The following is a 24,471-nucleotide window of genomic DNA, read 5'->3' as shown; positions in this document are numbered from 1 at the left end:
GTCGTCTTGTCAGGTCGACCACGACCAGGCCGCACCCCCGCCGGGGGTGATTTCTGCTGGTTGTGGTGTCCCTCCTGGCGGGATTGTGACGTACATCACACTCCTTGACTGTCACACGGATGACGCCGGTCCGGCGGACCGCCTGACCTCGGGGATGTTCCTGTGAGCGCTGGAGCGGCGTCGGCCGCCACGCTAGATCACCCCCTGTGGGAGTCCATCGACAACTCCGTCGACGGGGCTCCGGCCGGGCGGGTTCGGCGGCAGCGGGTGCGGGTGCCGATGCGTCTGGTGTCCTCGCCGCACTACCAGGACGTCGCGTTGTCGGTGTACGTGAAGGTGAAGGCGCTCGGGCTGCGGCCGGAGGGGTGCCAGGCGAAGTCCACGACGATCGCCTCGTATCTGGGGCTGTCGACGGCGTCGGTGGAGCGGGGGATGACGCAGCTGCGTCGTCCTGGTCCGGACGGGGTGGTGGAGCTGTTCTCGGATCGTCGGACGCTGCCGGGCGGCACGGGCACGTCGGCGGTGCGGACGGTACGGGCGATGACTCGTACGGAGGCGTTCGTGTGGCTGCCGGTGGCGGCCGCGGAGGACCTCACGCCCCGAGAGCTGCGTGCGTTCGCTCTGATCGCGTATGCGCAGGCGCGGGGGATCACGCTGACGGAGGCTGAGCTGGCGGCCGGCCTGCGGCATCACTCGGGCCAGAAGGCCGGTCAGCCGTTGTCGGTGACGGCGGCGTCGGCGGTCGTGGACGAGGTGGAGGCGGCGCGCTGGGTGACGGTGCAGCGGCGTGCGGGGGCGCAGGGGCGCCACCGGTATATCGCGCACGACATCGCTCCTGAGGCCCGTCCGGAGGGTGGCTGCGCGGCGGTCGCGGGGGCTGTTGAGGCTGGTGTGACCAGTGGTTCGCAGGAGTCGGTTAGTTCTCTGGTTGGTGAGGGATCGGGTTCGCCGGTTGGTGAGGGATCCCTCGCGAATGAGGAATCACCTAGGACTGACTCACCGGATGACGAGGGCGCGTTCTTGTCACCCGCCGTAGGCGAGGTACCGGTAGTTGAGGGCGCTGGGGCTGTGGAAAACTCGGCTGCTGCGAGTGCGCGTGCGGAAGGCGGCGGTGGTCTCGCGCTTCGCGCGGGTGGAAACAGCCGACCCTCCCCTTCGAAGCCAGAAACCGAAAAGCGCAGCAGCAGGGACGGAGGTTCCCGCCGGTCGTCGTACGACGGACCGCAGTTGGCCATGAACCCCCAGATCTACGCCGTGCTGGAGCCGGTTCACCTGCTGCTGGAGCGGGTGAACAGCGACTTCGTCGTCCGGCAGATCGCCCGTGCGGTGGGCCGCCAGCTGCGCGAGGGCACGGATGCCGAACGCTTGCACCACCGGCTCACCGCCCGGTTCTCCAAGGTGATGCTCTCGGAGATCCGCGACCCGGGCCGGTGGCTGCTCGGGGTGGCCCTGCCGCGCTGGGGCTGCGGCTTCCAGGACTGTGAGGCCGGTGTCCTGTGGTCGACCGGCAAGGACTGCGAAGTGTGTGCCGAGATCGTCCAGGACAAGACCGCCGCCCGCAGGCACGCCCAGCGCATCGAGCAGGGCCTGTGCCCCGAGCACGGCACCCGGCCCGGCCCGGGCGGCCACTGCGTCGACTGCGTGCTGGACGACGCGATCCGCAACCCGGCGTCGGCCCCGGCCCCGGCACAGCGCGAGCCGGAGGGTCCGCCGCGCGGTTCCTGCGGGGACTGTGGCGCCCGGATCGTCGTGGTCGGCCGCGCCCTCGAGGACGGCCTGTGCAAGCTCTGCCGCGAGGAAGCCGCCGCGCTGGCCGCTGCCTCCGCACCCGCGGCCGCGCCCCGCCAGGCGGGCCCCGTGACGGCTGAGCAGCAGACCTGCTCGGGCCGGGACGGAACCGTGCCGTGCGGGCGGAAGCCCCTGCCGTTTCGCAACGTCTGCGGAGTCCACCGCGTCCAGGAGCTGGCCGGGGAGGTGGCGTGATGACCGAGACACCGCAGCTCAGCGGCGTGGACCTGGCCCGCGTCGCACTGCGCGCAGCCAAGGTAGCGGCGCAGAAGAACGGCGGCGGCCGTACGGCGCAGCCGAAGCCGCGCACGACCCGGGTGGTCCGGCGCGACGGGCGCGAGCCGATGGGGCTCGGTGCCGCGATCAGCGCCCTGGTGACCGAGCGGGCCTGGGAGCTCCCGGCCGCAGGCGCTTCCCTGCGCGCACGGTGGGAAGCCATCGCACCTGACTTCGGGCACGTCGTCGCGGTCGGGTGCGACGCCGACTCCGGCCGGCTCACCGTGTGCCCGGAGTCGGCGGCCTGGGCGACGAAGCTGCGCCTGGAGCAGGCCCGCGTCGTCGAAGCGGCCAACGAGTCTGCGGGCCGCACGGTCGTACGGGGGCTGCGGATCCTCGCGCCCGGCTCGGTGCCCGTGTCCGAGCCGGCCGACGTCACCCCGGAGTCGGGGTGCCCGTAAAGAACTGTGTCACCAACCGCAAACGACGGCGTCCCGTGCGATACGTCTGGCGGTACGTGTCAGCCGAGCACGGTGGGAGCCGACGGCGGTTGCCATGGAGGTGTCGGCGTACCGTCCGGGTCCAAGCCGTATGGCCACTGCCTTCTGAGCACCTCCCGCATCTCGGCCAGGCGGTACAGGACGTGGGTGCTGCCGCGGTCGGCGGCCTGCCGGAACAGGGCTTCAGCACCCTCCCGGTCCCCGGCCTCCTCCCGCACCTGGGCCAGGCGGCACAGGACGTCGGTGTTGCCGCGGTCGGCGGCCTGCCGGGCCAGGGCTTCAGCACCCTCCCGGTCCCCGGCCTCCTCCCGCATCTCGGCCAGGCGGTACAGGACGTCGGTGTTGCCGCGGTCGGCGGCCTGCCGGAACAGGGCTTCAGCACCCTCCCGGTCCCCGGCCCCCTCCCGCACCTGGGCCAGGCGGCACAGGACGTCGGTGTTGCCGCGGTCGGCGGCCTGCCGGAACAGGGCTTCAGCACCCTCCCGGTCCCCGGCCCCCTCCCGCACCTGGGCCAGGCGGCACAGGACGTCGGTGTTGCCGCGGTCGGCGGCCTGCCGGGCCAGGGCTTCAGCACCCTCCCGGTCCCCGGCCTCCTCCCGCATGTCGGCCAGGCGGTACAGGACGTGGGTGTTGCCGCGGTCGGCGGCCTGCCGGAGCACGGCTTCAGCACCCTCCCGGTCCCCGGCCCCCTCCCACATCATGGCCAGGCGGAACAGAGCGGTGGTGCTGCCGCGGTCGGCGGCCTGCCGGAACAGGGCTTCAGCACCCTCCCGGTCCCCGTCCCGCTCCCGCATGTCGGCCAGGCGGTACAGGACGTCGGTGTTGCCGCGGTCGGCGGCCTGCCGGAGCACGGCTTCAGCACCCTCCCGGTCCCCGTCCCGCTCCCGCATGTCGGCCAGGCGGCACAGGACGTCGGTGTTGCCGCGGTCGGCGGCCTGCCGGGCCAGGGCTTCAGCACCCTCCCGGTCCCCGGCCCGCTCCCGCATGTCGGCCAGGCGGTACAGGGCGTCGGTGTTGCCGCGGTCGGCGGCCTGCCGGGCCAGGGCTTCAGCACCCTCCCGGTCCCCGGCCCGCTCCCGCATGTCGGCCAGGCCGGACAGAGCGGTGGTGCTGCCGCGGTCGGCGGCCTGCCGGAGCAGGGCTTCAGCACCCTCCCGGTCCCCGGCCCGCTCCCGCATCATGGCCAGGCGGAACAGAGCGGTGGTGCTGCCGTGGGTGGCGGCGCGGTGGCGTAGGTGGTGGGCCCATTGCAAGCGGTGGCGTCCCTCGGCTGCCTCGGTGAGGTTGCCCAGGTCGTCGGGGCGGACGAGGTGGGTGTGGGCGGCGTGCCAGAAGGAGGCAGGCGGGCACAGGTGGCGGCGGGTGGTGCGGCTGTGTTGTTCGAGGTAGTCGGCGAGCCGGAACTGTGGTCCCGCAGGCGGCGGGGCCGGTGCTTCGGTGGCAGCGGCGGGAGGCGGACGCCGTGGGGCGCGGGGGGTGGTACGGCGCAGGGGGGCCTGTTTGCCGTGGACGAGTAGAGCGAGTTCGGCGTAGGCCTGTTCTGCCCAGTCGTCGGTGAGCTGGTCGTAGTCGTTCTGATCGAGGTAGTCGGTGGCGGCGTCGGTGAGGAAGGCCTGGGAAAGGTGGAGGCCGACGCCGAGGCGGCGCGCGTCCATCGCCGCTTCCAACACTGCCTTGGCGGCCGGGCTGGCGTTCTGGTAGCGGTTGAGGAGTTCGGGGGCGCCGGCCAGGTCCTGGGTCATGCGTCCGTCGGTTCGGGCGCGGGTGAGGGCGTCCGCCATCAGCCGGTCACCGCTCTCGGCAAGGACAGCGGCCGCAGCCAGAGCCCGAGCGTCGAAGGCCTCTGGGACGGCCAGGGTGCGACCGGCGAGCAGTTCCCGCGCCCGGCTGTACGGATCTTCCGTTCCTGGACGAGGCAGGGCCGTGTACTGCTTCTCGTACTCGGGCCAGAGCGTGCCCAGCACGAGGACGGGCCCGCGCTCCGGGCTGACCAGCAGGTGATGCACAGCCGCCGCGATCCGCTCACCGGATACCGGGTTGCCGAGGTAGTGCTGAGCCTCGTTCAACCACACCACGGTGCGGGGCCCGACACGGTGCAGATCCTCCACCGCGGCCTCCGCCCGGGTCGGGTCGAAGGGATGCCACAGCCGCCACCCCTTCTTCGCGAGGGGCTGGACGGCCTCCCAGCACGCCCGGGTCTTCCCCGTCGACGAGCTGCCCACCAGCACCACGATCCGGCTGCGGCCGGCCGCAGCGTCCCGGACCGCTTCACCCAGCAACCCGTCATGCTCGCGGGGCACATACCCGGGCAGCGCCCGCAGCACAGGCGTGTCGGGGTCCGAAGGGGCCCGGCCGGCCCCGGCCGGATGAACCTCCAGATCATGCGGATCCCACTGTCCGATCCGACGCCCCGGCCCGCCCGCCGGGACCGTGCCCGCCTCCTCGACCGCGGTCCACCGCAACTCCAGCAGCTCCCCCACCGGCAGCCGCAGCACACGGGCCAACGCCGCCACCGTCTCCGCAGACGGCACCGGCTTCGTGGGCGAGAGCGCCTCCGACACCGTGGTGCGCCCCAGCTCAGCCTGCTTGGCGAGCTGCGTCTGATTCAGCCGGGCCCGGGCCAACCCGTCGGCCAGTCTCTCGCGCAGTTCGGTGAGTGCCAGACTGCCGCCGCTCTGCTTGCCGTGCACGTGCTCGCCCCCGAGGCCCTGATGTGTTCGCCGGTGTCCATCTTCGTCCCGCCGAACCCCGGCGCGCACCGATTCCGCGACCTTCGACCACGTCAACACCCCACCGCCTACAGGGAGCCCGCCGTGGCCGTCGCCGTCGTCATACTGACCACCGCACTCGTGATCGTCGTCGCGCTGCTGGCTGCCGCTGGCGCGGGCAAGCTCGCCCGCATGGACGGCGCCACCTACCCCGCCGCCCTCACCCGCGCCGCCACCACCTTCGCCACGGTCATCACCCTCGCCGCCACCGTGACCGCAACCCTCACCGCACTCCTCAGCTGAACCAGTCCACACACCGGTTTGCGGCTGGTGACAGGTTTCTTACCGGGACCCCGAGTTCGCGGCCGCGCCCGCCGGGCCTGTGCGCACCCGGGAGACCGCGTCGGACGATTACCGCCGCGCACTCGCCGCGCACCAGGAGGTGGCCCCGCCGCGCCGGGTGGACCCGGCCATCGCCGAAGCGGTGGAGCGGCAAACCGCCGCGATGCGGGAACTGAGCCGTAGGGCGTTCCCGGAGCCCGACGTCGTCTCCGACGATGGGCCGGCCCCGATCGAGCAGGCCCGCGCGCAGCGCCGCCGCCAGGCTGCTGCAACCGAGGCCGCCGCCCTGCGCCGGGCCCGACAAGAGCGCGCGGCCCGTGAAGCCGGGACGCCGACCGTCGGGCCGCCGGCGGCACTGCGGACCACAGCCTGACCCAACTGATAGATCAGCATCCCCTGTTACTGGTGGTTGTCCCGGCGTAGCGTGACGGGTACACGCCTGGTACACCATGCGTCGCGGTGCGTGCCGTGAAGGGGGAGTCGTGCTGGCAGGGACCGTGCTGGACGGCCGCTACCGGCTGATCGAGCCGATCGGTGCGGGCGGGTTCGGGCAGGTCTGGAAGGCGCACGATCCCAAGGTCGACCGGCTGGTGGCGGTCAAGGTCCTCACCGGCGACGGCAGCGCGGACAGCAGCCGGCAGGCGGCCCGCTTCGCCCGCGAAGCCGCGGTCGCCGGCGGCCTGTCCCATCCGCACATCGTCACCGTGCACGACTTCGGCTCCGCGATGGACGACGGACGGTTGCACGCCTACCTGGTGGTGGAGTTGCTTCGCGGAAGGCCCCTCAGCGTTGTGCTGAAGGACGGCCGACTGCCCCTGCCCGATGCCGTTCGCACGGCGGTCTGCATCGCCGATGCCCTGGGCACCGCGCACGGGGCAGGTCTGACCCACCGCGACATCAAACCGTCCAACATCATCGTCCGCTCCAACGGCCAGGCGACGGTGGTCGACTTCGGCATCACCAAGAGCAGCGACGAACGGCATGACATCACCACCAGCGGCGTCCTGATCGGCACCCCGGCCTACATGGCGCCCGAGTGCTTCAACGGGACCTTCGACCACCGCTCCGACCTGTACTCGCTCGGGTGCGTGCTCTACGAGATGCTCACCGGGCACCAGCCCTTCACCGGGACCTCCTGGCACCTGATCAACCAGCACCCCAACGAACAGCCGGCTCCCTTGATCAAACGACGGCTCTCCACCCCGCCTGCACTGGTCAACCTTGTTGAACGGCTCCTGGCCAAGAACCCTGACGACCGCCCAGCCGACGCCTTCCAGGTCATGCTGGCCCTCCGCGAAATCGACCGGCGGTACTTCGATGAGGGCTTGCCCAACCGTGGGCTGGACAGATACGTCCGCTCCGCCGTCAGCCCCCGCATCGCAGCCTTCGGCGCGGTCACGCACATTCTTCTGGCAGACCGGGCGCCCTGCCCGGCCTGCGCCTCCGAGCCTGGCGCAGGCGGTGCGGAGGGCTGTGAGTCCTGTCAGGGAACCGGCGAGGCTTCCGCCGAAACAACCCATCGGATCCGGATTCCCCCAGGGGTAAAAGCGGGGCAGCGACTACGTCTGAAAGGACTGGGCTGGCCGGGAAGGAACGGGGGCGAGGCGGGGGACCTCTTCGTCGTCGTGCGGATCGAGGGGTAACACGCAGCCGGGGCATCGAGGCCAAGCCGGATGCCGAGTGTGCGGCTGCCCACCGGATCCCACCAGGTGAGGCGGGACATCCTCTCCGGTCGGCCAGCGGCGACGGCGGCCGCCGTCGCCGCTAGACCCTTGGCCGTCAAGCTGCGGGCGCCTGGCTGGACGGGGCGGCCTGGTCGTCATCGACAGCCTGGCGGCGCTTGGCGTCTTCCTTCTGGCGGCGTTTCTCGGCGAGCTGGTCCACGGCCCTCTTGTAGCGGTCGACGAAGCCGGGGGAGTTCGGCGGCTCGTTCTTCGGCACGGTCTTCACGGCCGCGACGGCGTCCTCGGGGGAGAGGTAGGGCGTACGGCGTGAGTCCAGCCCAGAGGCGATCTGGTTGGTGAACTCCGCTGGTGACAGGATGTGTTGGCTGGAGAGGACGGGGGAGTTTGTGCGCACGGACAGGCGGCGGATCCAGACGGCGGTGCTCGGCGGAGCGGACTCGGATGAGCCGTTGATGCTGCCGATGGAAGCGATCGAGCTGGATGCATTCCGCCGTTCTCACGAGGACGACACCTTTTGGTGCGGGACGCTGCTCGGCGGCTGCGGCGGCCAGTTGACCACGAAGCTGTACACGGACCGGGCCTGTCATTTCGCACATCACCCTGATCCGGACGGGCTGCCGCATGTGTGCGGGCGCCGCTCCCACGGCGTGGACAGCGCAGACCACCTTTATGTGCGGTCGGCGGCCGCGGCCTGGCTCGCCGGCCGCGGGGAGCAGGCGACCTTCGAGTACACCCGCACCGAAGGGGCACCGATCGGGTCCGTCGTGGATGTGCGCTGGCGGCATGGCGCTCTGCGGGTGCATTTGGACCAGGCGGTCGCGCCGGTGTGGGACGACGATGTGGAGCCTGTCCTCGGGACGATGGTGCCGGTCGACCGCGACACACTGATCCGCCGCTGGTACGTGCATCGGATCCGGCTGGACAGCGTGGGCACCGCGCGCCACGTGCAGATCGGAACCGAGGCCTTCGCCAGGCCGATCGAATGGTTCGCTCTGGACAAGTGCGAGATGACGGAGCGCGGGTTGTCGACACCGGCCGTTGAGAAGATCGTTCAGGCCCGCAATGCGCCGCGTCCATCGCTGTGGTCGCCCGGCAAGGCGAGGAAGGTGCCGGAGCCGGAGGCGCGCGCCCAGGCCCTGCTGCGCCGGCTGGTGTATGCGCGTCGGATCGAGTCTGTGTCCTTGGTGAAGCAGGTGTGCGGGGAGATCGAGGATCTGACCGGTGTGGAGGGCGAGCTCCAGGAGCAGCTCGAGGCTGCGGTTCGCCACGCGAGGATCTGGCTGGTCGAGCAGAACGAGGAGCGCGGCAAGCTGTTCGACAAGTTGAAGAGGGCGGTGGCTGAGCAGAAGCCTGGGCGGGTGCGCAGGCTTCTGATTCGCGTCAACGCGACGGCGGCTGAGGATCGCACGGACGCCGAGTCCGCCGTCTACGAGCGGGCGATCACGTACTTCGAGAGCCTGGACGACCTCACGCGGGACGCGGTCGAAGCGGAAGCTGACACTGAGAAGGAAGCACAAAAGGCTGCGGCTAGCGTCCGCAGCGCCCTCCATCGCCTTCGCGGGTACGACGCGTACACGTTCAATCTGCGCCCTCAGGTGGAGGACCTGTTGCGGTCCGCGGCCTCGGCCGGAGAACTACTGACGCGTGGTGAAGCGCGGCGTGTGGAGGTCTGGAAGAAGCGGGCGGCACTGGGGCCGCAGGAGCAGCTGGGCGTGGCGCGGCGGTACTGGATCCAGCGGAGTTGTCCGCGCTGCAACGCGGAGCAGGGCAAGGACTGTGTGCTGGTCGAGGGGCCCAGCAGCGGGAAGCCGCGCAAGGACGGCCACAATGAGCGGCTGCAGCTGATCGTGGACGAGCGGAAAGCCGCACAAAAGATGGCCCGGCAACAGAAGAAGGCTCGGCAAGATGTTGAGGCTTCTGCCGAGCCGATGCAGCCGGCCCCGGAGGCGCATGAGCGTGAAGTCAGTCCCCCACGTCCGCTCCAGGAGCGGCGGCCGGAGGCCGACCGGGAGGGCCAGGCGCAGGAGGCGGGCAAGAAGACCGCGGCCCGGCTGCACCACCAAGTGCCACGCGGCGACTGGTACCGAATGATGTGCCCGCGATGCCACGCCGGACCGGGCAAGCTGTGCGACAACGACGATCGCGTCGGCCCCAGCGAGAAGCGACAGCTTCCCCACGACGAACGCCTGCGCCGCGTCCTGCAGAGCGACGACCGCCTTGGCCCCGGCGAGAAGCAGAAGGGCGCCCGCGACGAACGTCAGCACCAGGCCCCGCCGCCTGCCCGGGCTAAAGTCCGGCCTCCTCGACCGCGCAGGAGAGAGCGGGAACCGCAGGAGACCGCGGGCTCGGCGGCGCGGACCTGGGATGCGAAGGAGGTCACTTGCCCAAAGTGCCAGGCCGGCCCGAACTCCCCGTGCATGCCCCACGGTCCGCACCACGAGCGGGTGGAGTGGGCGAAGGAGTTCACCCGCAAGCTGTGGAGCTGAGGTACCCGCCACTGCGCCGCCGGGCCAACGTGGCGCTATGTCGTTTTCAAACGGTTCACACAGACGAGAAGGGGGCACAAGCCTGCACCACCTGCAAGGGAGAGGGCCGGATCGTCCGCGAGCAGCACACCTACAAGGTCCGCATCCCCGCGGGCATCGAGGACGGCCAGGAGTTCCGGATCCGCGAACTTGGCGGCCCCGGCACGCCACGGCGGTGCGCCCGGAGACCTGTACGTCACCGTGCACATCACCGACTGATGTGAGAGCGCGGCGTCTGCGCAGCCGTCGGCCCTCCCGTGGGGAGGGCCGGGAGGGACGGCGCGGCCCCGCCCAGGTGACAGCACACGGGCGGGCCAAGAAGCGGGGGCCTCCACGGGGGTTGGAGGATCACCGCAGTCACAGCATTGCACTGGGTTCGGCCACACAACAGGGTAGTGACTGGAATCAGTCCCATGACGGGTACGGGTACGTACCCGTACCCTTTAGGGATGGGAAGGAGCACGACGATGTCCGATGCCAACGTCCGCATCCCCGAGGAAGCCAAGGACCGGCTGGCCGCCATAGCTGCCGCTGAGGGTCTGTCGCTGCGCGCGTATCTCGCCCGTCTCGCTGAGACGCTGCTGACTCCGGCCGAGCGGGCCGAGCGGGCGGAGAAGGCCCTGGCCGCGCTGAAGGAGTGGAACGGCTACGCGCCGACCGCTGCCGAGGAGCAGGACCTGGACAGCGAGCTGGACCGGCGCCTGGCCCAGGTGACCAGCCAGTGAGCGACGCTGTGCACATCGTCCTGGACGACACCGCAATGGCCGCAGCCGGCCAGGGCAACGTCCTTGCTTCCCGTCTGATCCACCGCGCCCACGCCGAATCGGGCTGGTTCCTGTACGCCCCCGCGTGCGCGTTAGTGGAAGCCGACCGCGCCCGGCCCGGCACGGCCGAGCACCTGGCCTCCCTGCCCGGCATCACCGTCCTCGATCTGGACCTGGCCGCCGCCCTGGCCGTCGCGCGTCAGGAGACTTGGGCCGCGGCGCACAGCCAGTGCGCGGCGCAGCCCACCCCGGACCGCCCCGACGGCGCGATCATCGCCACCACTGCCCCGCACCGGTGGGCAGGTGAGCCAGTCCGCGTACTGGACCTCACGCCCTGAACGCAGCAGCACCAACCCGCAGCCCCGCCATCCGGCGGGGCTGCGGGCATGTGTCACCGGGGGACGTGCAGCTGATCGCGGCGGGTGGTGACCAGCGTCCGCCACCGCTGGCGGGTGGGCTGCTGTCCATCGAACCAACGGGCACGTGAGGCCGCCTCGAGGGGGAGACCGGCCATGAAGTGTGCGATGTCGCTGTAGTAGGCGTAATCGCCGCCACCGGTGGCCGCGTGCAGCCGGGAGATCGCGGCGTCCACTTCGTCGTGGGCCTCACGGACGGCGTAGTGGAAGGAGAGCGCGAGTTCCAGGGTGAGTCCGGCGTACGTCACGCCCGCCGTGCGGATGTCGGCGCGCAGCACCTGGGCGCGGTCGTCGACGTCGGCGTCGGTGCGGCCGGCGTCGCGGGCGAGCGCCGCGATATGGGTGTTCAGGGTGGTGGCGCGCAGATCCACGTCGGCCAGAAGCTGCTCAGCGAGGGCGAGTTCGTCGTCGGCGACGATCGGGTCGGCGAAGGCCAGGGCGAAGGCGCGGTGCGCCTGGCTGTTGCCACGCTCACCAGTGACACCGTGATGTTCGGCTTCGTCGCGTGCGGCGGCGTACGCGGCGGCGGCGCGGTCCATGTCCCCGTGGGGCCACCAGATGTCGCCTTCGACGCGGTGGTGGCGTCCTTCCCAGCCCAGGGTGCGTGCGGTGGCCAGGGCGGTGGGGAAGTCGCCGGCCATACGGGCGAGATGGGCAAGTCCGCGGCGAGCGGCGGGGGCAAGGCGGCCTCGGCCGTCGGCGACAGCCTGCATGCCCGCGCGGGAGGCCGGGCTGTCCCCGAGGTCGCGGTGGGCCTTGGCCCGGTAGTACAACGCCATGTGCTGCAAGTCGTCGGGGAGTAGGCGGCTGGTGATGACCGTGGTGAGACGGGCGACGGTGTGCGAGCGGTGCTGGTGCTGGCGGCGGCCGAGCGCGCTGAGGAGTTCGACCAGGGCGTCGGCGGCCGTGTCCAGTCCCGTGGTGTCGGTGTCGGTGTCGGGTGGGGCGAGGGGTTCCCACACGGAGTCGCTGACGTAGGTCCAGGCGGCGGGCGTGAGCCAGCCGAGGTTCAGTCGGTGGTCCCGGGCGAGGCGCAGGCCTTGGCGCAGGAAGGCGATCAGCAGGAGCCGGTCCGGTCCGGGCGCGGCCTGGTGTTGCTCGCCCAGGGCGGTGAAGGCTCGCTGGGCGGCCTGCTTCCAGTCGCGTTCAGTCCAGCGGTCGTCGGTGGTGTCGTCGGCGTTGCGTACGGCGGATCGGATCAGGCCGTGGAGGTGGAAGGGCCACAGGCCAAAGGGGCTGTCGTGGACGAAGGGCCGCTCGGTCAGCCGAAGGGCCGGGCCTTCGTGGGCGAGGCCCGCGGCCCTCGTGGCGAGCGGCACGTCGAAGGCGTCCAGCAGGCTCACCGAGCGCAGGACGTGGCGTTCATCGAGGGTGAGGTCGGTCAGGGTGCGGGCGACCAGGGCGGGGAAGTCGTGGTCGAAGTCCCTGGGGTGCGGGGTGCGGCCGCTGCGGCTCAGCTCCAGGAACCGGGCGACGGACAGATCGAGGTGCAGGGGCAGGCCGTGCGAGCGGGCGGTGATGACCTGCCGGACGGGCTCGCTGATGAGGGGCTGCCCGCCGCGGGTGAGGCGGCGGGCGAGGTAGTCGTCGCAGTCCTCGGGGGAGAAGTCGCCGATCAGGACCTGCCGTGCGGTGCCGGCCGGAGTGGGGGTGCGGGCGGCTGGCACGGCCGAGTGGACGAGGCCGGGCCAGGCGGCGGGGCCGGTGTAGTCGAGCTGGCCCTGCAGCGCTGGGTCGGCCCACTGCAGACGGGAGCGGCCGGTGATCACCCATAAGGCGTTCGGCAAGAGCCACACCGTCCGCTGGACCAGGCGCTCAAGGTCGCGGCGGGTGCGGTCGCCGATGTCCTCGAACGTGTCGAGCAGTACGACCGGCACGACGCGTTTGCCTTCGGGGAGGCGGGCGAGCTCCCACGCGAGCAGGTGCGGGTAGAAGGACAAGGCGTCCAGGTCGGGTTCGGCCTCCAGCAGATCGGCCAGCCGGGCGCATCCTGCCAGGGCCCGTACGGTCTGGCGGCGTTCACGCAGCGCACCGACCAGGGCGCCGGTGACCTGGCCGACGACCGAGCCGATGGTGCCGGGCAGCATGAGCGCCTGGGCGACGTCGGAGAGCGCGGACTGCATCTGCTGCGGCAGGGCCTGCCCGAACCGGGAGCCGAGACCGCCCCGGCGCAGGTACTCCTCCAGCGGTTCGCCCGGGTGGTTGGCTTCCCAGTAGCGGCGCAGGGCCAGGTCGAAGGCGGGCAGGGGGCGCCCGATCCGGGTGAGGGCGGCCCGGATCGTCAGCACGATCTGCTCGAAGTCGGTGCCGGCGGAGCGGGCGAGGTCGATGCGTACGGGCAGGATCCGGTCGGCCGGCCAGCCGGGCTCGCCCCACTGGGAGGGTCGCCGTCCGGCGTCGGTGAGCGCCGCCTCCAGCATCCGGGACAGGGTCGTCTTGCCGATGCCACCCACTCCGTGGAAGACCAGAACGTGGTTGCGGGGCGCCTCGAGGTCCTCTGCGTCGAAGCCGGGTGCGCTGATGCGCTGGATGTGTTCGGTGAGCGCGGCCGCGACCGTCTCCCACTGTGAGGCGCGGTTTGTGAACGCCTCGTCGGCCTGCACGCTGCGGTCGTTCGTACTGAACAGAGCCCTCAGATCCCGGCCTGCCACACCCACCCCCGAATGATGATCACCTGCGGGATCCAACTTATGCCCGCCGCACTCCTGTTGGGGAGTCCGCCCCGCTCCAGGGCGGCAGACTGCTGCGGGGCCTGGGGCGTACGGCATCCTTCAGCGATGAAGCCCGATCCCGAGCCCTGGTACAGCACCACCCTCAACCTCTGGCAGGCGGCGGGAGTCCTGGTCGCCAGCTGGACCCTCACCAAAACGCTGACCGAGGGATGGCGCCGCACCGTCGGCCGCCGGCGCTATGTCACCACCCGTCTCCGCAAGATCACCCCGGGCGTCCGGCACGACTATGTCGAGTCCCTGCTCGACAAGCCGAGGTGGCAGTCGACGCTGCACGCCACGCGACTCGCCCCGGATGAGCAGCCCGAAGGAGCCGATGACGGGGAGCGGAAAGTCGAGCTCACTGTCCGGACCTGGCTCCTGTCGAGACTCTGCTACCTGGTCACCTGGTGTGAGGACGACGTCGTGGTGATGTACGGGATCACCACGACCAGCTGGTGGTTCAGGCCCTGGATACGGGTCAACGAAACGCGGATCCGGCTGGGCAAGAGCACCTTCGCGACTCTCTCCGACGACAGCACCGTCATCCATCGGGCCTGGCTCGGCAACCGCCGCTACGGCTACTTCGAAGAGCACTACTTCGGCAACGTCGGTGGCTATCGCTCGTGGTACGTCGGCGTCAACGACTTCGGCTCCAACGCCTTCGCCGTCTCTGACGACTGGTTCGACCCCTCGGACATCCGTCACACGCTTCTCCTGCCCGAGCCCCGCGCGGCGTACCGGGGGAGCGTGCCGATCAACACGGTCGTCGTCAGCGGCGTCGCCCTGTTCAAAGAAGTCCAGGAAGGCACCTTCTTCGGTCTTTCCCTGGGCGTCGACCAGGACTTGGTCCGGCTGGCCGATCCCGAGTATCACGTGCTCGACAGCCGCATCGGCCGAATTCATCGGCGGATCAGGGCGTGGCGCTGGGCGCTGAAACACCGCCGCTGGGAGAGGAGACAGCAGGGCCAGAGACCGTGGTGGGCGAGGGCTCTGAGGCAGCGGGGACAATAACCGCCCACTCAAGATCAAAAGGAGTTTGCCATGCCCGGTACACCAGATGAGCCCGACTTCTCCGGCCTGGGAGGCGGCGAGGAACAAGCGGCAGAGGACGCCGTCCAGGAAGTGGTGAACTGGTACAACACTCAGATCATCACGGAGCGCCGCGCACCCGTGCCCGATGAGGAGCGGATCGAGGAGCTGAAGGCCGGCCGTCAGGCCGCGCTCGCCGACCAGGCGCAGCTGGCGACCGCCGACCCGGAGGAGGCGGAGCGGATCGCCGCCGTTTATGCGGCACGGCTGAGGGAGCTCAGCGAGTCATAGCCCGGGGCCCGTCGTGGGATCGGCAGGGGCCAGACGGTCGGGCGCGGCCGGTCGATGCGGGCCGGCTGCACCCGAGGCGGCATCAGGGGCCGGGCGAGAGCGGAGATCTCGTCCAGCTCAGCCCGGTGCTGCGGGAGCGCCCGGCGCAGCGCCTGGTGGAGGCGGAGGAACGCGGCGGCCTCCTGCTCGGTGTACGGGCGGAGCCGTTCCGCCGTCAGCGCCCACGACGCCCGTCCGGCGCCGCCGGCCTCGTGGCGCACCAGGGCGTGGCCGTCCCGGCGGATCACGGTCACGGCCGCGATCTGCGGGTGCCGCTCAGCGACGGCGACGACGTCGGCGAGCGCGCGGAAGCAGGTGTCGTGCCCGGCGCGTGTGGTGAACCTGCCGGTGCCGCCGCGCTGCAGCGCCCGGGCGTAGCGCAGCGCGGTGGCGAGCCGGCTGTCGGCTTCCCGTACGGCCAGGACCACGAGTTCGACCGGATAGCCGATGGTCGCGAACGGCAGGGCGCTGTCGATGAACTCCTCCGCGTTGCCGGGGGCGGCCTCGATCAGGACGTCGCCGCGCCGCAGGCGTACGTACTCCTCAGCCTGGGCGAACCACGCCTTGTAGTCGGCTCGGATTGCTGCCCCGGCGCTGCGGGGATCGTCGCGCAGCAGCTGGTAGTAGTCGGGGTGCGAGGCCTTGAAGTCGTCGCCGACCAGGCGGGTCGTACCGGGCCGCATGGCGCGGCGGACCATCCTGGCGGCCAGGAGTTTGCCCGCTCCGGGCTGGCCCAGGACGTACACGGCGCGCGGATCGTCGCGGGGCACAACGCAGTTTAGGTACGACGGGGCGATCAGCTCCTCGAAGATCCAGCGGTGTTCGTCGGGCGAGAGCCGGTGGTAGTCGACGCCGGGCGCGCGCCTGCGGGGCTGGGCGATGCGGCGGACCGGCTCGGACCAGGCGGCTGCGCGCTCGGTGTCCCGCTGCACGGCCAGGCGCCGGTCCTCGCTGACGAGTTCGGCGTGCACGCGCCGGTCGGTGCGGGCCAGCTCGCGGCGAAAAGAGGCGGTCTCGGGCGCGGTCCACGGCCGTGACCGCTCCCGCCGCACCACTCGATCCGCAGCCGTCCGGCGCCGCCAACCACCTTCGGCGGTCAGCTCGTTGGCGTAGAGAACGGTGCCGTCGCGCCGTACGACGGTGACGCGGTCGGCGAGCTGCTCGGTCTCGATGACGGCCAGCGTGGCCAGCATGTTCGTCGCGCAGCCGTCGTGGTTTTCCCAGGACACATATCGGCCGCCGCCGGCAGCGTCCTCGGTGAGGAAGCGGTCCGCGATGCCGAGCTGGCTCAGGGCCTCTGCGGTGGCCAGCGCCACCACCTCGATCCGGTGCCCGGCGGCCCGGTAGGCGGCAGACGAGGTGCGGAAGTCGTCTGAGTCGGCGAGCGCCGACTCCACCACCGCGTCGAAGCCCATCTCGCGGACGTGGGCTTCGACGGCGGCCTGCCAGCGCGCGGTATCGGGGCGCACCACCGCTCCGGCCGTGCGGACATCGGCGGCCAGGGCGTCGGCGTAGTGGCGGTGAAACGGCTGGTACAGGTCCCGGCCGACGCGTACGGAGCCGCCGCGGCGGTCCAGCACAGCCTGCACGAGGTCGGCGATCTCGGTCTTCCCGGCGCCGGGCTGCCCGGCGACGACACCCACGACCGGCCGGGGCTGCCGGACGGCGCTTCGCGTCGCTGCCGGGAGGATCAGCCGGTGCAGCACCTCAGAACTCTCCTGCTCGGAGAGAACCGCCGGGCCGCTGGCTGTTCCTTGTTCCACCGTTCCTCCTGGTGACGGGTGCCGCGCCCTGGCCTCTGTCGGGCGCGAGATCGCAGAACGAGCGTGATCATACACTCGCGTGAGCTGAAAAGTTACGTTCAAAGTGACGTTCGATGTGATTTCCAATGTGAGATTCGGTAGGGTGGGTGTAGGAGGTCGCCGTATGCCCACGGAAGAAGAACTGATGGCGCGGGCCGCAGAGCTACTGGCCCGCGGCCCATTGCTGCCGCCGCCGACCGAGCGGAAGCGGCTGCGTGAAGCGGCAGGTCTGACCCAGGAGGATGTGGCGATCGCGCTGCAGACGAAACGGGAGACCGTCAATGGCTGGGAGACCGGCCGCACGATGCCCCGCCCACCGCGCCTCGCCGCGTACAAGCACCTGTTGGACGGATGGGCCGCGATGTACCCGGCTCCCACGGACAACGCCGACGCCCCGTCCGGTGTCACGGCCAAGGTCCCGGAGACGTTCACGAGCGTCCCCGTGGCTCCGGAAGCGCGGACTCTGTCCACAGCCCCGGCCTCCGAGGCTGCGACCATGACTGTTTCTGAGAACATCCAGCCCCGCCCCACCGACAACGCCGCTGCTCCGGCTGCCGCGTCGCGTCCGGCGCGCACCGCCAGGCCGTCGTCGACGTCGCGCCGCCCGGCTGCGCGGAAGGCCGCCCCGGCGAACACTCCGGCCGGCACCGACCCGCGTTTTGCCAACGGTCCGATCGCGGTCGTCGACGTCGACGCCGACGGCCAGGTCCTCGCGTACTGCGTCGGCGGCCTGGTCCTGGACGTGCCCGCCAAGTCCATCCCGGCCCTGGTCGACTGGACCCTGAAGGATGCCAAGCTCGGTCAGCCGCAGCTGTCCGGGCCGGGCAAGGACGCCGACCCACTGCTTGTGCTCACCCAGTCCGCGCTGGAGCGCTACGGCCTGCCCACCACCCTCACGGATGAGGAGCGGCTCGCCGGGCGGATCCCCGAGGGCCACAAGGTCATCAAGCAGTTGGCCCGAGCGGAGTGGAAGCTGACGAAGCGCGGGTTCGGCCCGTGGGCGCGGATCTACCGTCCCGCGCAGGGTTCGGAGCGGGCCTGCGTGCAGCTGTGCATTCCGTCGTGGAACGCGCTGGACACCCGTCACTGGGGCCAGGCCGGGCAGCTCCCGCCAGCGGAGCTCGCCCGTGTGCTGGGCGTGTACGCGTCCCGGGTGATGACGCCGCGCGGATCGACCGCCGTGACCGGCCTGGAACTGATGACCGCCCTGCACCCGCCGACCCGCGCCTCCGAGGCCGACGCGACGGGCAAGCGGCACTCCGAGCACAACCCCGGCTCGCTCGGGAAGGACCCGGTGGACTGCGCGCCGTGCGAGGCCCCTGACGGGCACCCGCTCCTCAAGGACCTGCCGCGGTTCCACGTGCGCGGCCCCGGCGAGAAGCTGTTTGAGGAGGCGTACGACTGGGCGCGGCCGATGACGGATGCCGAGTGCACCCTGCGGCACCTGGTGGGCATCGACGTGAACATGGCCTTCGCCGCTGGCGCGAACGGCCTGGTCGTCGGCCTCGGTGCGCCGACGCACGTCAAGGCTCCGGTGTTCGACCCGAAGCTGCCCGGCTCGTGGCTGGTCGACCTGTCCCACGTCGACCTGTCGAGGGTGAAGCTCGGCAAGGACAAGTGGGCGGACCTGGACGGCAGTCTGCTGCCCAGCCCGTTCACGCCGAAGGGCGAGCGCCCCGAGGGCCCGGCCTGGTACGCGACGCCGACCGTGGCGTACGCGGTGGAGCTCGGCTACGACGTCACGCCGCTCGAGGCGTACGTCCGCTACGAGAACGGCCGTTACCTGGACGGCTGGTACAACCGGCTGCGCGACGCGTACCTCGCCACGATGGCCGACCTCGGAGTCGACGCCGACCTGTCGCCGGCCGACTTCCTCACCGCGATGGACGGCTACCGCGGCCGTGACCCGGAGCTGGCGATCGTCGTCTCCGCGGTCAAGGCGACGGTGAAGGGCGGCCTGGGCAAGCTGCGCGAGCGGCCCCGGGGTGAGGGCTGGCGTCCGGGCGGGCCGTGGCGTGCTCTGTCCCGCCCGACCTGGCGGCCCGACATCCGCGCGGCGGTCATCTCCCGCACCCGGATCAACCTGCACCGCAAGATCGTCAAGCACGCGGCATTCACCGGGCAGTACCCGATCGCAGTCCTGTCCGACTGCGTCGTCTACGCGGCCGACGGCACCAGCCCGCTGGACTTCCTGCCCTACCGGGACGGCAAGCCGCTGCCGGGCGGCTTCAAGCTCGGCATCAACCCCGGCCTGGTCAAGCACGAGGGCACCCAGAGCGTCTTGTGGGGCGAAGAGGTCCGCGAGCGGTTCAACGCCCCGGAACTCAACCTCGCCCGGTACATCAAGGACGGCACCGTCACCGACGTCGACAACGGAGAGTAGGAGAAGGCGACGATGAGCCTGTTCGGGGACGGCCTGGACGCCGCGGTGCAGAAGGCGTTCACCCGCCCAGCGCCCAAGAGCGCGGGCGCGCAGATGCGGTACCTGGTCAAGCAGCTCAAGGGCACCAAGGCGGTCGCCCAGATGCTGCGCATCTCCCAGCGCACCGTAGAGCGGTACGTCAAAGACCAGATCAAAAAGCCCCGCCCCGACCTCGCCGCGCGCCTGGAGCGCGAGGTGAAGGCCCGCTGGCAGCCGCAGATCCGCGCCAAGGCGAGGGAGAAGGCGGCGACCACCGGCGGCATCGTCGTCGACACCCGCGCCCGGCTCGGCTACACCGCGCCGATCGGGTCGACGGACCAGGACCGCATCCGGCACCTGACCGTAGCCCTGCCGCCCGTCTACGCCGCCCGCCTCTTCGACGCCCAGGAGGCCGGCGCCAGCGACGCCCGACTCCAGGAGATCGCCGCCGAAGCGCTCAAGGAGGTGTACTTCCAGGACGGCGGCCGCCGCGCCGGAAGCCTGGAAGAGGTCCGGTTCACGGACATCGAGCACCTCGAGTTCGAGCTGTAGCAGCCATACCCCAAACAGCCCGCGAGCCCCGGATGTAGCTGAGCGCATCACTTGGCGAGGGAGCGCGACACTTGGCGAGCTGAGCGTTCAGTTTCAGTCTTTTCCCATCAGCCATGCGAGGTGCTCGCCGAAGCCTTCCTGGTCAGCGACCCGGGGACTGCGCCTGTACGAGCAGACGATGCACTGCCCGAAGCCGACCCGCCCCGACATGTCCAAGCCCTGGATACAGAAGGTCTCGTACCCACACACCGGGCACTCCTCGAAGTCGTGGCCGTCAGGGTTGTGCTTGGGGTGGTACTCGTTGGGGTTCTCGGCCGACTCCGCACGGCGCTTGGCCTCTTCATCACCGATGAGTTCTAGCAGAGCGCGCGCCTGATCGGCCGACCGCGCGTCCTCGTCCTGGGCCCGTTCGTCGTCGCGGTCAGACTGGGCCTCGAGGAGCGTTCTCAGGGTGGGGTGGTGGTCGAGGGCAAGCAGGGCTTGGACGTGACGGCGCTGCAAGCGTCCCGTTCCGCTTCCATGGCGGGCCTGACCGCTGACATCGAGCGCATCGGTCAGGAGGTCAACGTCGATCCGGGTGTCCCAGAAGCCTTCAGGCGCACGGTTTTGCTTCTCCCACGGGGAGCGGACGTCGGCGTCGCGATCAGGTATGACGCACAGGCCTGTCGTCGGGTCGGGCGTGATCTTCTCGGCGATCACCTTCAACAGGGTCCTCGCAAAGTGCACACGGCCCTTGTCATTCGCTTCCTCCCCTGGCCACTCTGCTGCGACGATCGCGGCTAGGGCGTTGGACAGGGCCTGGTCGTAGATTCCTTCGTGCCCGGGCTCGGTTTCCGCGGACAGGTCGACGCTGGTGACCTCGGAAAATGGGTCCGCGTCATTCTCCTGCCGGAGCGCGTTGAGCATCATCACCGCGCACTGTCCGAAATATTCGGCCCGGCGGTCGTTCGGAAGTTCGTTGCCCGACTGCATGCGCGCATCATCCTCCGGACACGGGAACGAGGACTATCGGTTTGACCCGACGGCGCACGAGCACAGCCTGATCGGACGGACCCAACACGAGCGGCGCCGCACCCCGTGGGACCAGCGCCCGGAGCAGCACACAGCTGCACCGGCGGGCTCAACTCGCCAACCGAGGCGCTCAGTCACCCCGGACCGACGTGGTCCGGGGCTCGCCCGCGCATGGACCCGATGCGACACCCAACGAGGCTCAAGCCTTCCGAAGGATCTTTCGCGGGATCTGCCACGCAACGGCTCAGCCGGGGAGATTCTGGACGGGAGCAACGACGGTGAGCTGCTTCTCCGGAACACTGCGCACCACCGACACCGAGGGAGACACACATGGGGCGGGTCAAGGCACGCAAGGGGGAGACGTCGGGCGTACGCCCGGCTCGTGTCGGAGAAGGCGACGCCGTCCGGACCCTGCTCGCGGAGGTGGCCCGGGATGAACAGGACCGGATGCAGCTGGCGGCGTCCTGTCATCTCCTCGACAGCGGGGTCGACACGGCCCGGTACGCCGAGCCGTTCCGCTTCCTGGTCTTCGAGCGGCGCCGCACACTGCTGGGCGCCGTGCTGGTCCAGGGCGGCAACCTCGGTTCGAAGCCGGGCGACGACTTGGCCGACCTGAAAGCGCATCAGAACCTGTATGCCCAGCAGGTTGGCATGCAGCGCAAGATGTTCGACCGGGTCAACGCGGTCAGCGCGCACTTGGCCTTTATGGCTGTGGCACCCGCCTCCCGCGGGCAGGGCATCGGCCGGCAGCTGGTCCGTGCAGCCGCCGACATCGAGCGTCGGCGCGGCCGCCGGCTGCTGACCGGCTACGTATGGGACGACGATCTGGCGCACATGTACGAGAGGTGGGGGTTCATCGTCTCCCCGGCGGAGATGGCCGCGTTCTTCCTGCGGGAGAAGGTCGGCAACCTGTACGCGCCCTCCGCTGCCGCGCTCAACCTGACGGAGGGCTCCCGCCTGATCGTGCTGCCGCTCGTCCCAGAGGTGCGCGCCTACGACATCGGGACGGCAGACCAGCCGTTCCCGGCGGTGGTCGGTGTCGAGGAGCCGTTCGATCCCACACACCTGGACACGCCGGAGGAGCTCACCAAAGTCAAGGAGCGCATCGAGGCCCTCGTCCAGCAGCAGATGACCCTGTACGGGCCGGAGCGCACCCGCGCCATGTTCGATGCCTTCTTGGGCCAGTCCGGTAACTGAGGCAGCGCCCGGATCCTCGTACGTCCGTCAGTTGCCGCCGTGGTCGAAGCCCCGGAGCACGGGATCGAGTTCGAGGGCAGCGCCGCACAGGGAACACAGCCGGTCGCCGGGTGCTCCGCCGCGCCCAATGCCTGGTCCGGAGCGGCGGCGCCCCGGCGGGTGCTTCCCCGCAGTCGACGGCGTGGATGACGCCCTGGCTGGGGCCGCGGCCGCTGCCCAGCTTCTGCAGGAGCCAGCCGGAGTGCCGGCGCGGCCCTAGGATCTCGCGGACCGTCGACGGCTTCTCCAGGCGCTCAGTGCGTTGTGCGCCTGCCGACCTGTCCTTCGGCCCGTCCGCCGATCAGAAAGAAGTGATGATCGGTCAATCCCGTTCAGTACACGGCTCGTTGTCAGACCCCGCCTGTAGCCTGCGAACCGGCAACTGAGGTGCATATCGGGGGACTTAGGGAGCTGTAGTGGCGGATCGGGATCCTCAGCGGTTCTTCACCCAGAACCAGCGCAACATCCTGTACGACCTCGCCGAAGGACGGTGCGAGACGTGCAGTGCACCGCTGCTGGACGGCTGGGAGGCCGACCACATGGTGCCCTGGGTGCAGGGCGGCCGGACAGTGATCGAGAACGGGCAAGCACTGTGTGCGCAGTGCAACAAAGGAAAAGGACGTGGGGTGCAGTACACCGACGAATTCTCGCCGCGGCCCTTCCAGCGGGAGGTCATCGATCAAGTCTTTGACCGTATCCATGCGGGTGAGCGCCTGACGGCCGTCCTTGCCTCTCCCGGGTCGGGAAAGACGCTCACCTACCAGGCAACAGCCACCAGGCTCTTCAGGGCCGGCCTGATCGACCACGTGGCGGTCTTCGCCCCCCGGGTCACCCTCGCCGAGCAGTGCGAGACCGACTGGATGCAGCGGGACAGCCAAGGTTCTGTGACGAAGGGGGACTGCCTGCTGTTCGACAGCACCAAGCGCATCGGGATGATCCGCCACAAGATCAAAGAAAAGCCGCTCACACCGGTAACCGAACCGGGAAGCGGCTTCATCTCCACCTACAGCGCGCTGGTCACCAACGAGTCGGTCTTTCTGGAATGGGCGGCCAAGCATCAGGGCCGGTTCCTGCTCGTGGCTGACGAGGCGCAGTTCTGTGGCGACACGACCGACCCCGACGCCGGCGAGGGCGGTACCCGCGCTGGCGCATTGATCAAGCAGATGCACGAGTACGCCCGGCACACCCTGCTTTTGACCGGAACGCCAAACCGCGCAGACAACCAGCGGCTGGTGCTGGCTGACTACGAGCCCCACCCGACCGACCCCAAGCGTGAGGTCCTGGTCCACCACGCGGAAGCCAAGTACTCCAACGGCATCGCGGAAGGCTACCTGCGCAAGTTCGAGATGCGCCTCACCAATGCGCGCGTCTCCAAGCGCACGCTCGCCGACGATGCTGGCCGCGGGGACAGCGTCCTCGAGTACAACCTGTCCGACGACGGCAGCGAACTCGTACCCGTGCTCAGGGACGAGAAGACCTGGCAGCCCCTCGTCGACGACGTCGTGAGGGCCATCCGGGACAAGCAGAAGTTTCACGCCTCCTACCGAGGCCTGATCTCCTGCATGCAGCAGCAGGACGCCAAGAAGGTCTACAAGTACCTCCAACAGCGCTACCCCGACCTCCGCGTGGCGCTCGCCGTGTCATCCGACACCGGCGCCTCAAAGATCCTGCAGGACTTCAAGGTCAAGCCGATGGACCTGCTGGTGACCGTGCGCATGGCGTTCATCGGCTACGACTGCAAGACCATCACCGTCGTCGGCATCCTGACCCACTACCGCGACGGCGGCCACCTGATGCAGCTGATCGGCCGCGGCCTGCGCGTATGGGACGGCACACCGGCCCGTGAACAGACCTGCCTGATCGTGGCCCCGGACGACCCGAAGATGCAGGGCTTCCTCGACCTCCTTCGCGAGGAGAACGACCGGGGACTGAAGGTCCTGGAGGAACGGGAACAAGAGGAGCGCGAGGAGCCCGGAGACGCCGTCCAGGAAGAGTTCTCCTACATCGACTCCGCGGTCGCCACGACCACCAGGGCCTCAAGCAACGAACTCGACATGGACGCGGACGAGACGCTGATGGTCGAGACGCTGAAGCGAGCTGTCGACGCCGCAGAAGACGTCACCAAGCTGAAGCAGATCATCGAGATGGCCGGGATGATGCTCAAGCAGCCGACCCCGGTCCCCCAGCCGCGCACCGAACCGGAACCGGAGCCGCCCACGGAGGCCCCGAAGACCGAACGTCAGAAGATCGCCGATTTCAACTCCAAAACTTCAGACACGATCAGGCAGTATCTGTACCGCGGCGGTGTGAAGCCGGGAGACGCCGGCTACCGGGACGCTGCGATGAAAGCGACGGCACGCGTGAACGAGGCTGCCGGCTGCACGGCAGCGAACGCCAATACCGTAGAGAAGGCCAGCAGGAGGTTCCGTGCTGCACTGGCCCTCAAGTAGGAGAG

General features: G+C 70.2%; 19 protein-coding genes and 2 pseudogenes. 14 read left to right on the top strand and 7 right to left on the bottom strand.

The features are described from left to right. Positions 1-302: 302 nt before the first annotated feature. Complete coding sequence (locus tag SAVERM_RS44005; RefSeq protein ID WP_242432208.1) at positions 303-596, bottom strand: hypothetical protein; 294 nt, start codon at positions 594-596, stop codon at positions 303-305. A gap of 637 nt (positions 597-1,233) precedes the next feature. On the opposite strand from SAVERM_RS44005, the gene SAVERM_RS44000 reads away from it, so the two are divergent. Beyond that, complete coding sequence (locus SAVERM_RS44000; protein ID WP_242432209.1) at positions 1,234-1,983, top strand: hypothetical protein; 750 nt, start codon at positions 1,234-1,236, stop codon at positions 1,981-1,983. Continuing rightward, positions 1,983-2,465 carry a DciA family protein gene (locus SAVERM_RS00155; protein WP_242432210.1) on the top strand — a complete coding sequence of 161 codons (483 nt, stop codon included), beginning with the start codon at positions 1,983-1,985 and terminating at the stop codon, positions 2,463-2,465. Before SAVERM_RS44000 ends, SAVERM_RS00155 begins: the two co-directional genes overlap by 1 nt. Positions 2,466-2,524: 59 nt before the next feature. Here SAVERM_RS00155 and SAVERM_RS00150 read toward each other — a convergent pair whose 3' ends face one another. Beyond that, the gene (locus SAVERM_RS00150) at positions 2,525-5,194 is read right to left on the bottom strand and encodes a helix-turn-helix domain-containing protein (RefSeq protein WP_042492509.1); all 2,670 of its coding nucleotides are present in this window, start codon (positions 5,192-5,194) and stop codon (positions 2,525-2,527) included. Between the two features lie 123 nt (positions 5,195-5,317). On the opposite strand from SAVERM_RS00150, the gene SAVERM_RS40900 reads away from it, so the two are divergent. From SAVERM_RS40900 to SAVERM_RS00135, 3 genes and pseudogenes are all read left to right on the top strand, one after another. Then, the gene (locus tag SAVERM_RS40900) at positions 5,318-5,515 is read left to right on the top strand and encodes a hypothetical protein (protein ID WP_037652405.1); all 198 of its coding nucleotides are present in this window, start codon (positions 5,318-5,320) and stop codon (positions 5,513-5,515) included. Between the two features lie 49 nt (positions 5,516-5,564). Next, positions 5,565-5,927: pseudogene (locus SAVERM_RS00140) on the top strand (DciA family protein); the annotation flags it as partial. A 109-nt stretch (positions 5,928-6,036) separates the two neighbouring features. Next, a complete protein-coding gene (locus SAVERM_RS00135; protein ID WP_107083115.1) occupies positions 6,037-7,197 on the top strand; it encodes a protein kinase domain-containing protein in 1,161 nt (386 codons plus the stop codon). Positions 7,198-7,333: 136 nt separating this feature from the next. Here the strand turns inward: SAVERM_RS00135 and SAVERM_RS42080 are convergent, their stop codons facing one another. After that, entirely contained in the window at positions 7,334-7,633 is a 300-nt protein-coding gene (locus tag SAVERM_RS42080; protein ID WP_141666387.1) for a hypothetical protein, read from the bottom strand. Between SAVERM_RS42080 and SAVERM_RS00130 the strand changes: the two genes are divergently transcribed. From SAVERM_RS00130 to SAVERM_RS00120, 3 genes are all read left to right on the top strand, one after another. Further along, a complete protein-coding gene (locus SAVERM_RS00130) occupies positions 7,626-9,725 on the top strand; it encodes a zinc finger domain-containing protein (RefSeq protein WP_141666388.1) in 2,100 nt (699 codons plus the stop codon). The genes SAVERM_RS42080 and SAVERM_RS00130 overlap by 8 nt on opposite strands. A 506-nt stretch (positions 9,726-10,231) precedes the next feature. Then, complete coding sequence (locus SAVERM_RS00125) at positions 10,232-10,489, top strand: hypothetical protein (RefSeq protein WP_037652381.1); 258 nt, start codon at positions 10,232-10,234, stop codon at positions 10,487-10,489. Beyond that, entirely contained in the window at positions 10,486-10,866 is a 381-nt protein-coding gene (locus SAVERM_RS00120; protein WP_011109681.1) for a PIN domain-containing protein, read from the top strand. Before SAVERM_RS00125 ends, SAVERM_RS00120 begins: the two co-directional genes overlap by 4 nt. A 53-nt stretch (positions 10,867-10,919) precedes the next feature. On the opposite strand, the gene SAVERM_RS00115 is transcribed toward SAVERM_RS00120, so the two are convergent. After that, complete coding sequence (locus SAVERM_RS00115; RefSeq protein ID WP_011109680.1) at positions 10,920-13,595, bottom strand: hypothetical protein; 2,676 nt, start codon at positions 13,593-13,595, stop codon at positions 10,920-10,922. Positions 13,596-13,721: 126 nt separating this feature from the next. On the opposite strand from SAVERM_RS00115, the gene SAVERM_RS00110 reads away from it, so the two are divergent. Together SAVERM_RS00110 and SAVERM_RS00105 are read left to right on the top strand one after the other, a co-directional pair. Next, positions 13,722-14,666, top strand: a complete 945-nt coding sequence (locus SAVERM_RS00110; RefSeq protein WP_042492508.1) for an ETEC_3214 domain-containing protein — start codon at positions 13,722-13,724, stop codon at positions 14,664-14,666. A 30-nt stretch (positions 14,667-14,696) separates the two neighbouring features. Next, positions 14,697-14,975 (top strand): hypothetical protein, encoded by a 279-nt coding sequence (locus tag SAVERM_RS00105; protein WP_011109678.1) that lies wholly within the window; start codon positions 14,697-14,699, stop codon positions 14,973-14,975. Here the strand turns inward: SAVERM_RS00105 and SAVERM_RS00100 are convergent. Next, positions 14,939-16,777: a zeta toxin family protein gene (locus SAVERM_RS00100; protein WP_011109677.1), complete on the bottom strand. Its 1,839-nt coding sequence runs from the start codon at positions 16,775-16,777 to the stop codon at positions 14,939-14,941. The genes SAVERM_RS00105 and SAVERM_RS00100 overlap by 37 nt on opposite strands. Positions 16,778-16,940: 163 nt before the next feature. Between SAVERM_RS00100 and tap the strand changes: the two genes are divergently transcribed. Beyond that, on the top strand, positions 16,941-19,199 hold the full coding sequence (gene tap, locus SAVERM_RS00095; RefSeq protein ID WP_174514669.1) for a telomere-associated protein Tap: 2,259 nt from the start codon (positions 16,941-16,943) through the stop codon (positions 19,197-19,199). Positions 19,200-19,211: 12 nt separating this feature from the next. Further along, positions 19,212-19,769: a telomere-protecting terminal protein Tpg gene (tpg, locus tag SAVERM_RS00090; protein ID WP_011109675.1), complete on the top strand. Its 558-nt coding sequence runs from the start codon at positions 19,212-19,214 to the stop codon at positions 19,767-19,769. A gap of 93 nt (positions 19,770-19,862) precedes the next feature. Here the strand turns inward: tpg and SAVERM_RS42960 are convergent, their stop codons facing one another. Then, positions 19,863-20,741, bottom strand: a complete 879-nt coding sequence (locus SAVERM_RS42960; RefSeq protein ID WP_011109674.1) for a hypothetical protein — start codon at positions 20,739-20,741, stop codon at positions 19,863-19,865. 369 nt (positions 20,742-21,110) lie between these two features. Here SAVERM_RS42960 and SAVERM_RS00080 point away from each other — a divergent pair, with 369 nt between their 5' ends. Beyond that, on the top strand, positions 21,111-21,977 hold the full coding sequence (locus SAVERM_RS00080; protein ID WP_011109673.1) for a GNAT family N-acetyltransferase: 867 nt from the start codon (positions 21,111-21,113) through the stop codon (positions 21,975-21,977). Between the two features lie 27 nt (positions 21,978-22,004). Here SAVERM_RS00080 and SAVERM_RS43995 read toward each other — a convergent pair. Next, a pseudogene (locus SAVERM_RS43995) lies at positions 22,005-22,275 on the bottom strand (DUF6233 domain-containing protein); the annotation flags it as partial. Between the two features lie 157 nt (positions 22,276-22,432). On the opposite strand from SAVERM_RS43995, the gene SAVERM_RS00075 reads away from it, so the two are divergent. Further along, the gene (locus tag SAVERM_RS00075; protein WP_011109672.1) at positions 22,433-24,466 is read left to right on the top strand and encodes an HNH endonuclease; all 2,034 of its coding nucleotides are present in this window, start codon (positions 22,433-22,435) and stop codon (positions 24,464-24,466) included. Positions 24,467-24,471 lie beyond the last annotated feature (5 nt).

This window comes from Streptomyces avermitilis MA-4680 = NBRC 14893 (genome assembly GCF_000009765.2).
Classification (GTDB): domain Bacteria; phylum Actinomycetota; class Actinomycetes; order Streptomycetales; family Streptomycetaceae; genus Streptomyces; species Streptomyces avermitilis.
This window is presented reverse-complemented; position numbering and strand designations above follow the sequence as displayed.

Bases quoted from the DNA above. Each gene is read 5' to 3' on its own strand.
- SAVERM_RS44000 (WP_242432209.1), top strand. From the start codon at position 1,234: ATGAACCCCCAGATCTACGCCGTGCTGGAGCCGGTTCACCTGCTGCTG.
- SAVERM_RS00155 (WP_242432210.1), top strand. From the start codon at position 1,983: ATGACCGAGACACCGCAGCTCAGCGGCGTGGACCTGGCCCGCGTCGCA.
- SAVERM_RS00125 (WP_037652381.1), top strand. From the start codon at position 10,232: ATGTCCGATGCCAACGTCCGCATCCCCGAGGAAGCCAAGGACCGGCTG.
- SAVERM_RS00110 (WP_042492508.1), top strand. From the start codon at position 13,722: ATGAAGCCCGATCCCGAGCCCTGGTACAGCACCACCCTCAACCTCTGG.
- SAVERM_RS00105 (WP_011109678.1), top strand. From the start codon at position 14,697: ATGCCCGGTACACCAGATGAGCCCGACTTCTCCGGCCTGGGAGGCGGC.
- tap (WP_174514669.1), top strand. From the start codon at position 16,941: ATGCCCACGGAAGAAGAACTGATGGCGCGGGCCGCAGAGCTACTGGCC.
- tpg (WP_011109675.1), top strand. From the start codon at position 19,212: ATGAGCCTGTTCGGGGACGGCCTGGACGCCGCGGTGCAGAAGGCGTTC.
- SAVERM_RS42960 (WP_011109674.1), bottom strand. From the start codon at position 20,741: ATGCAGTCGGGCAACGAACTTCCGAACGACCGCCGGGCCGAATATTTC.
- SAVERM_RS00080 (WP_011109673.1), top strand. From the start codon at position 21,111: ATGGGGCGGGTCAAGGCACGCAAGGGGGAGACGTCGGGCGTACGCCCG.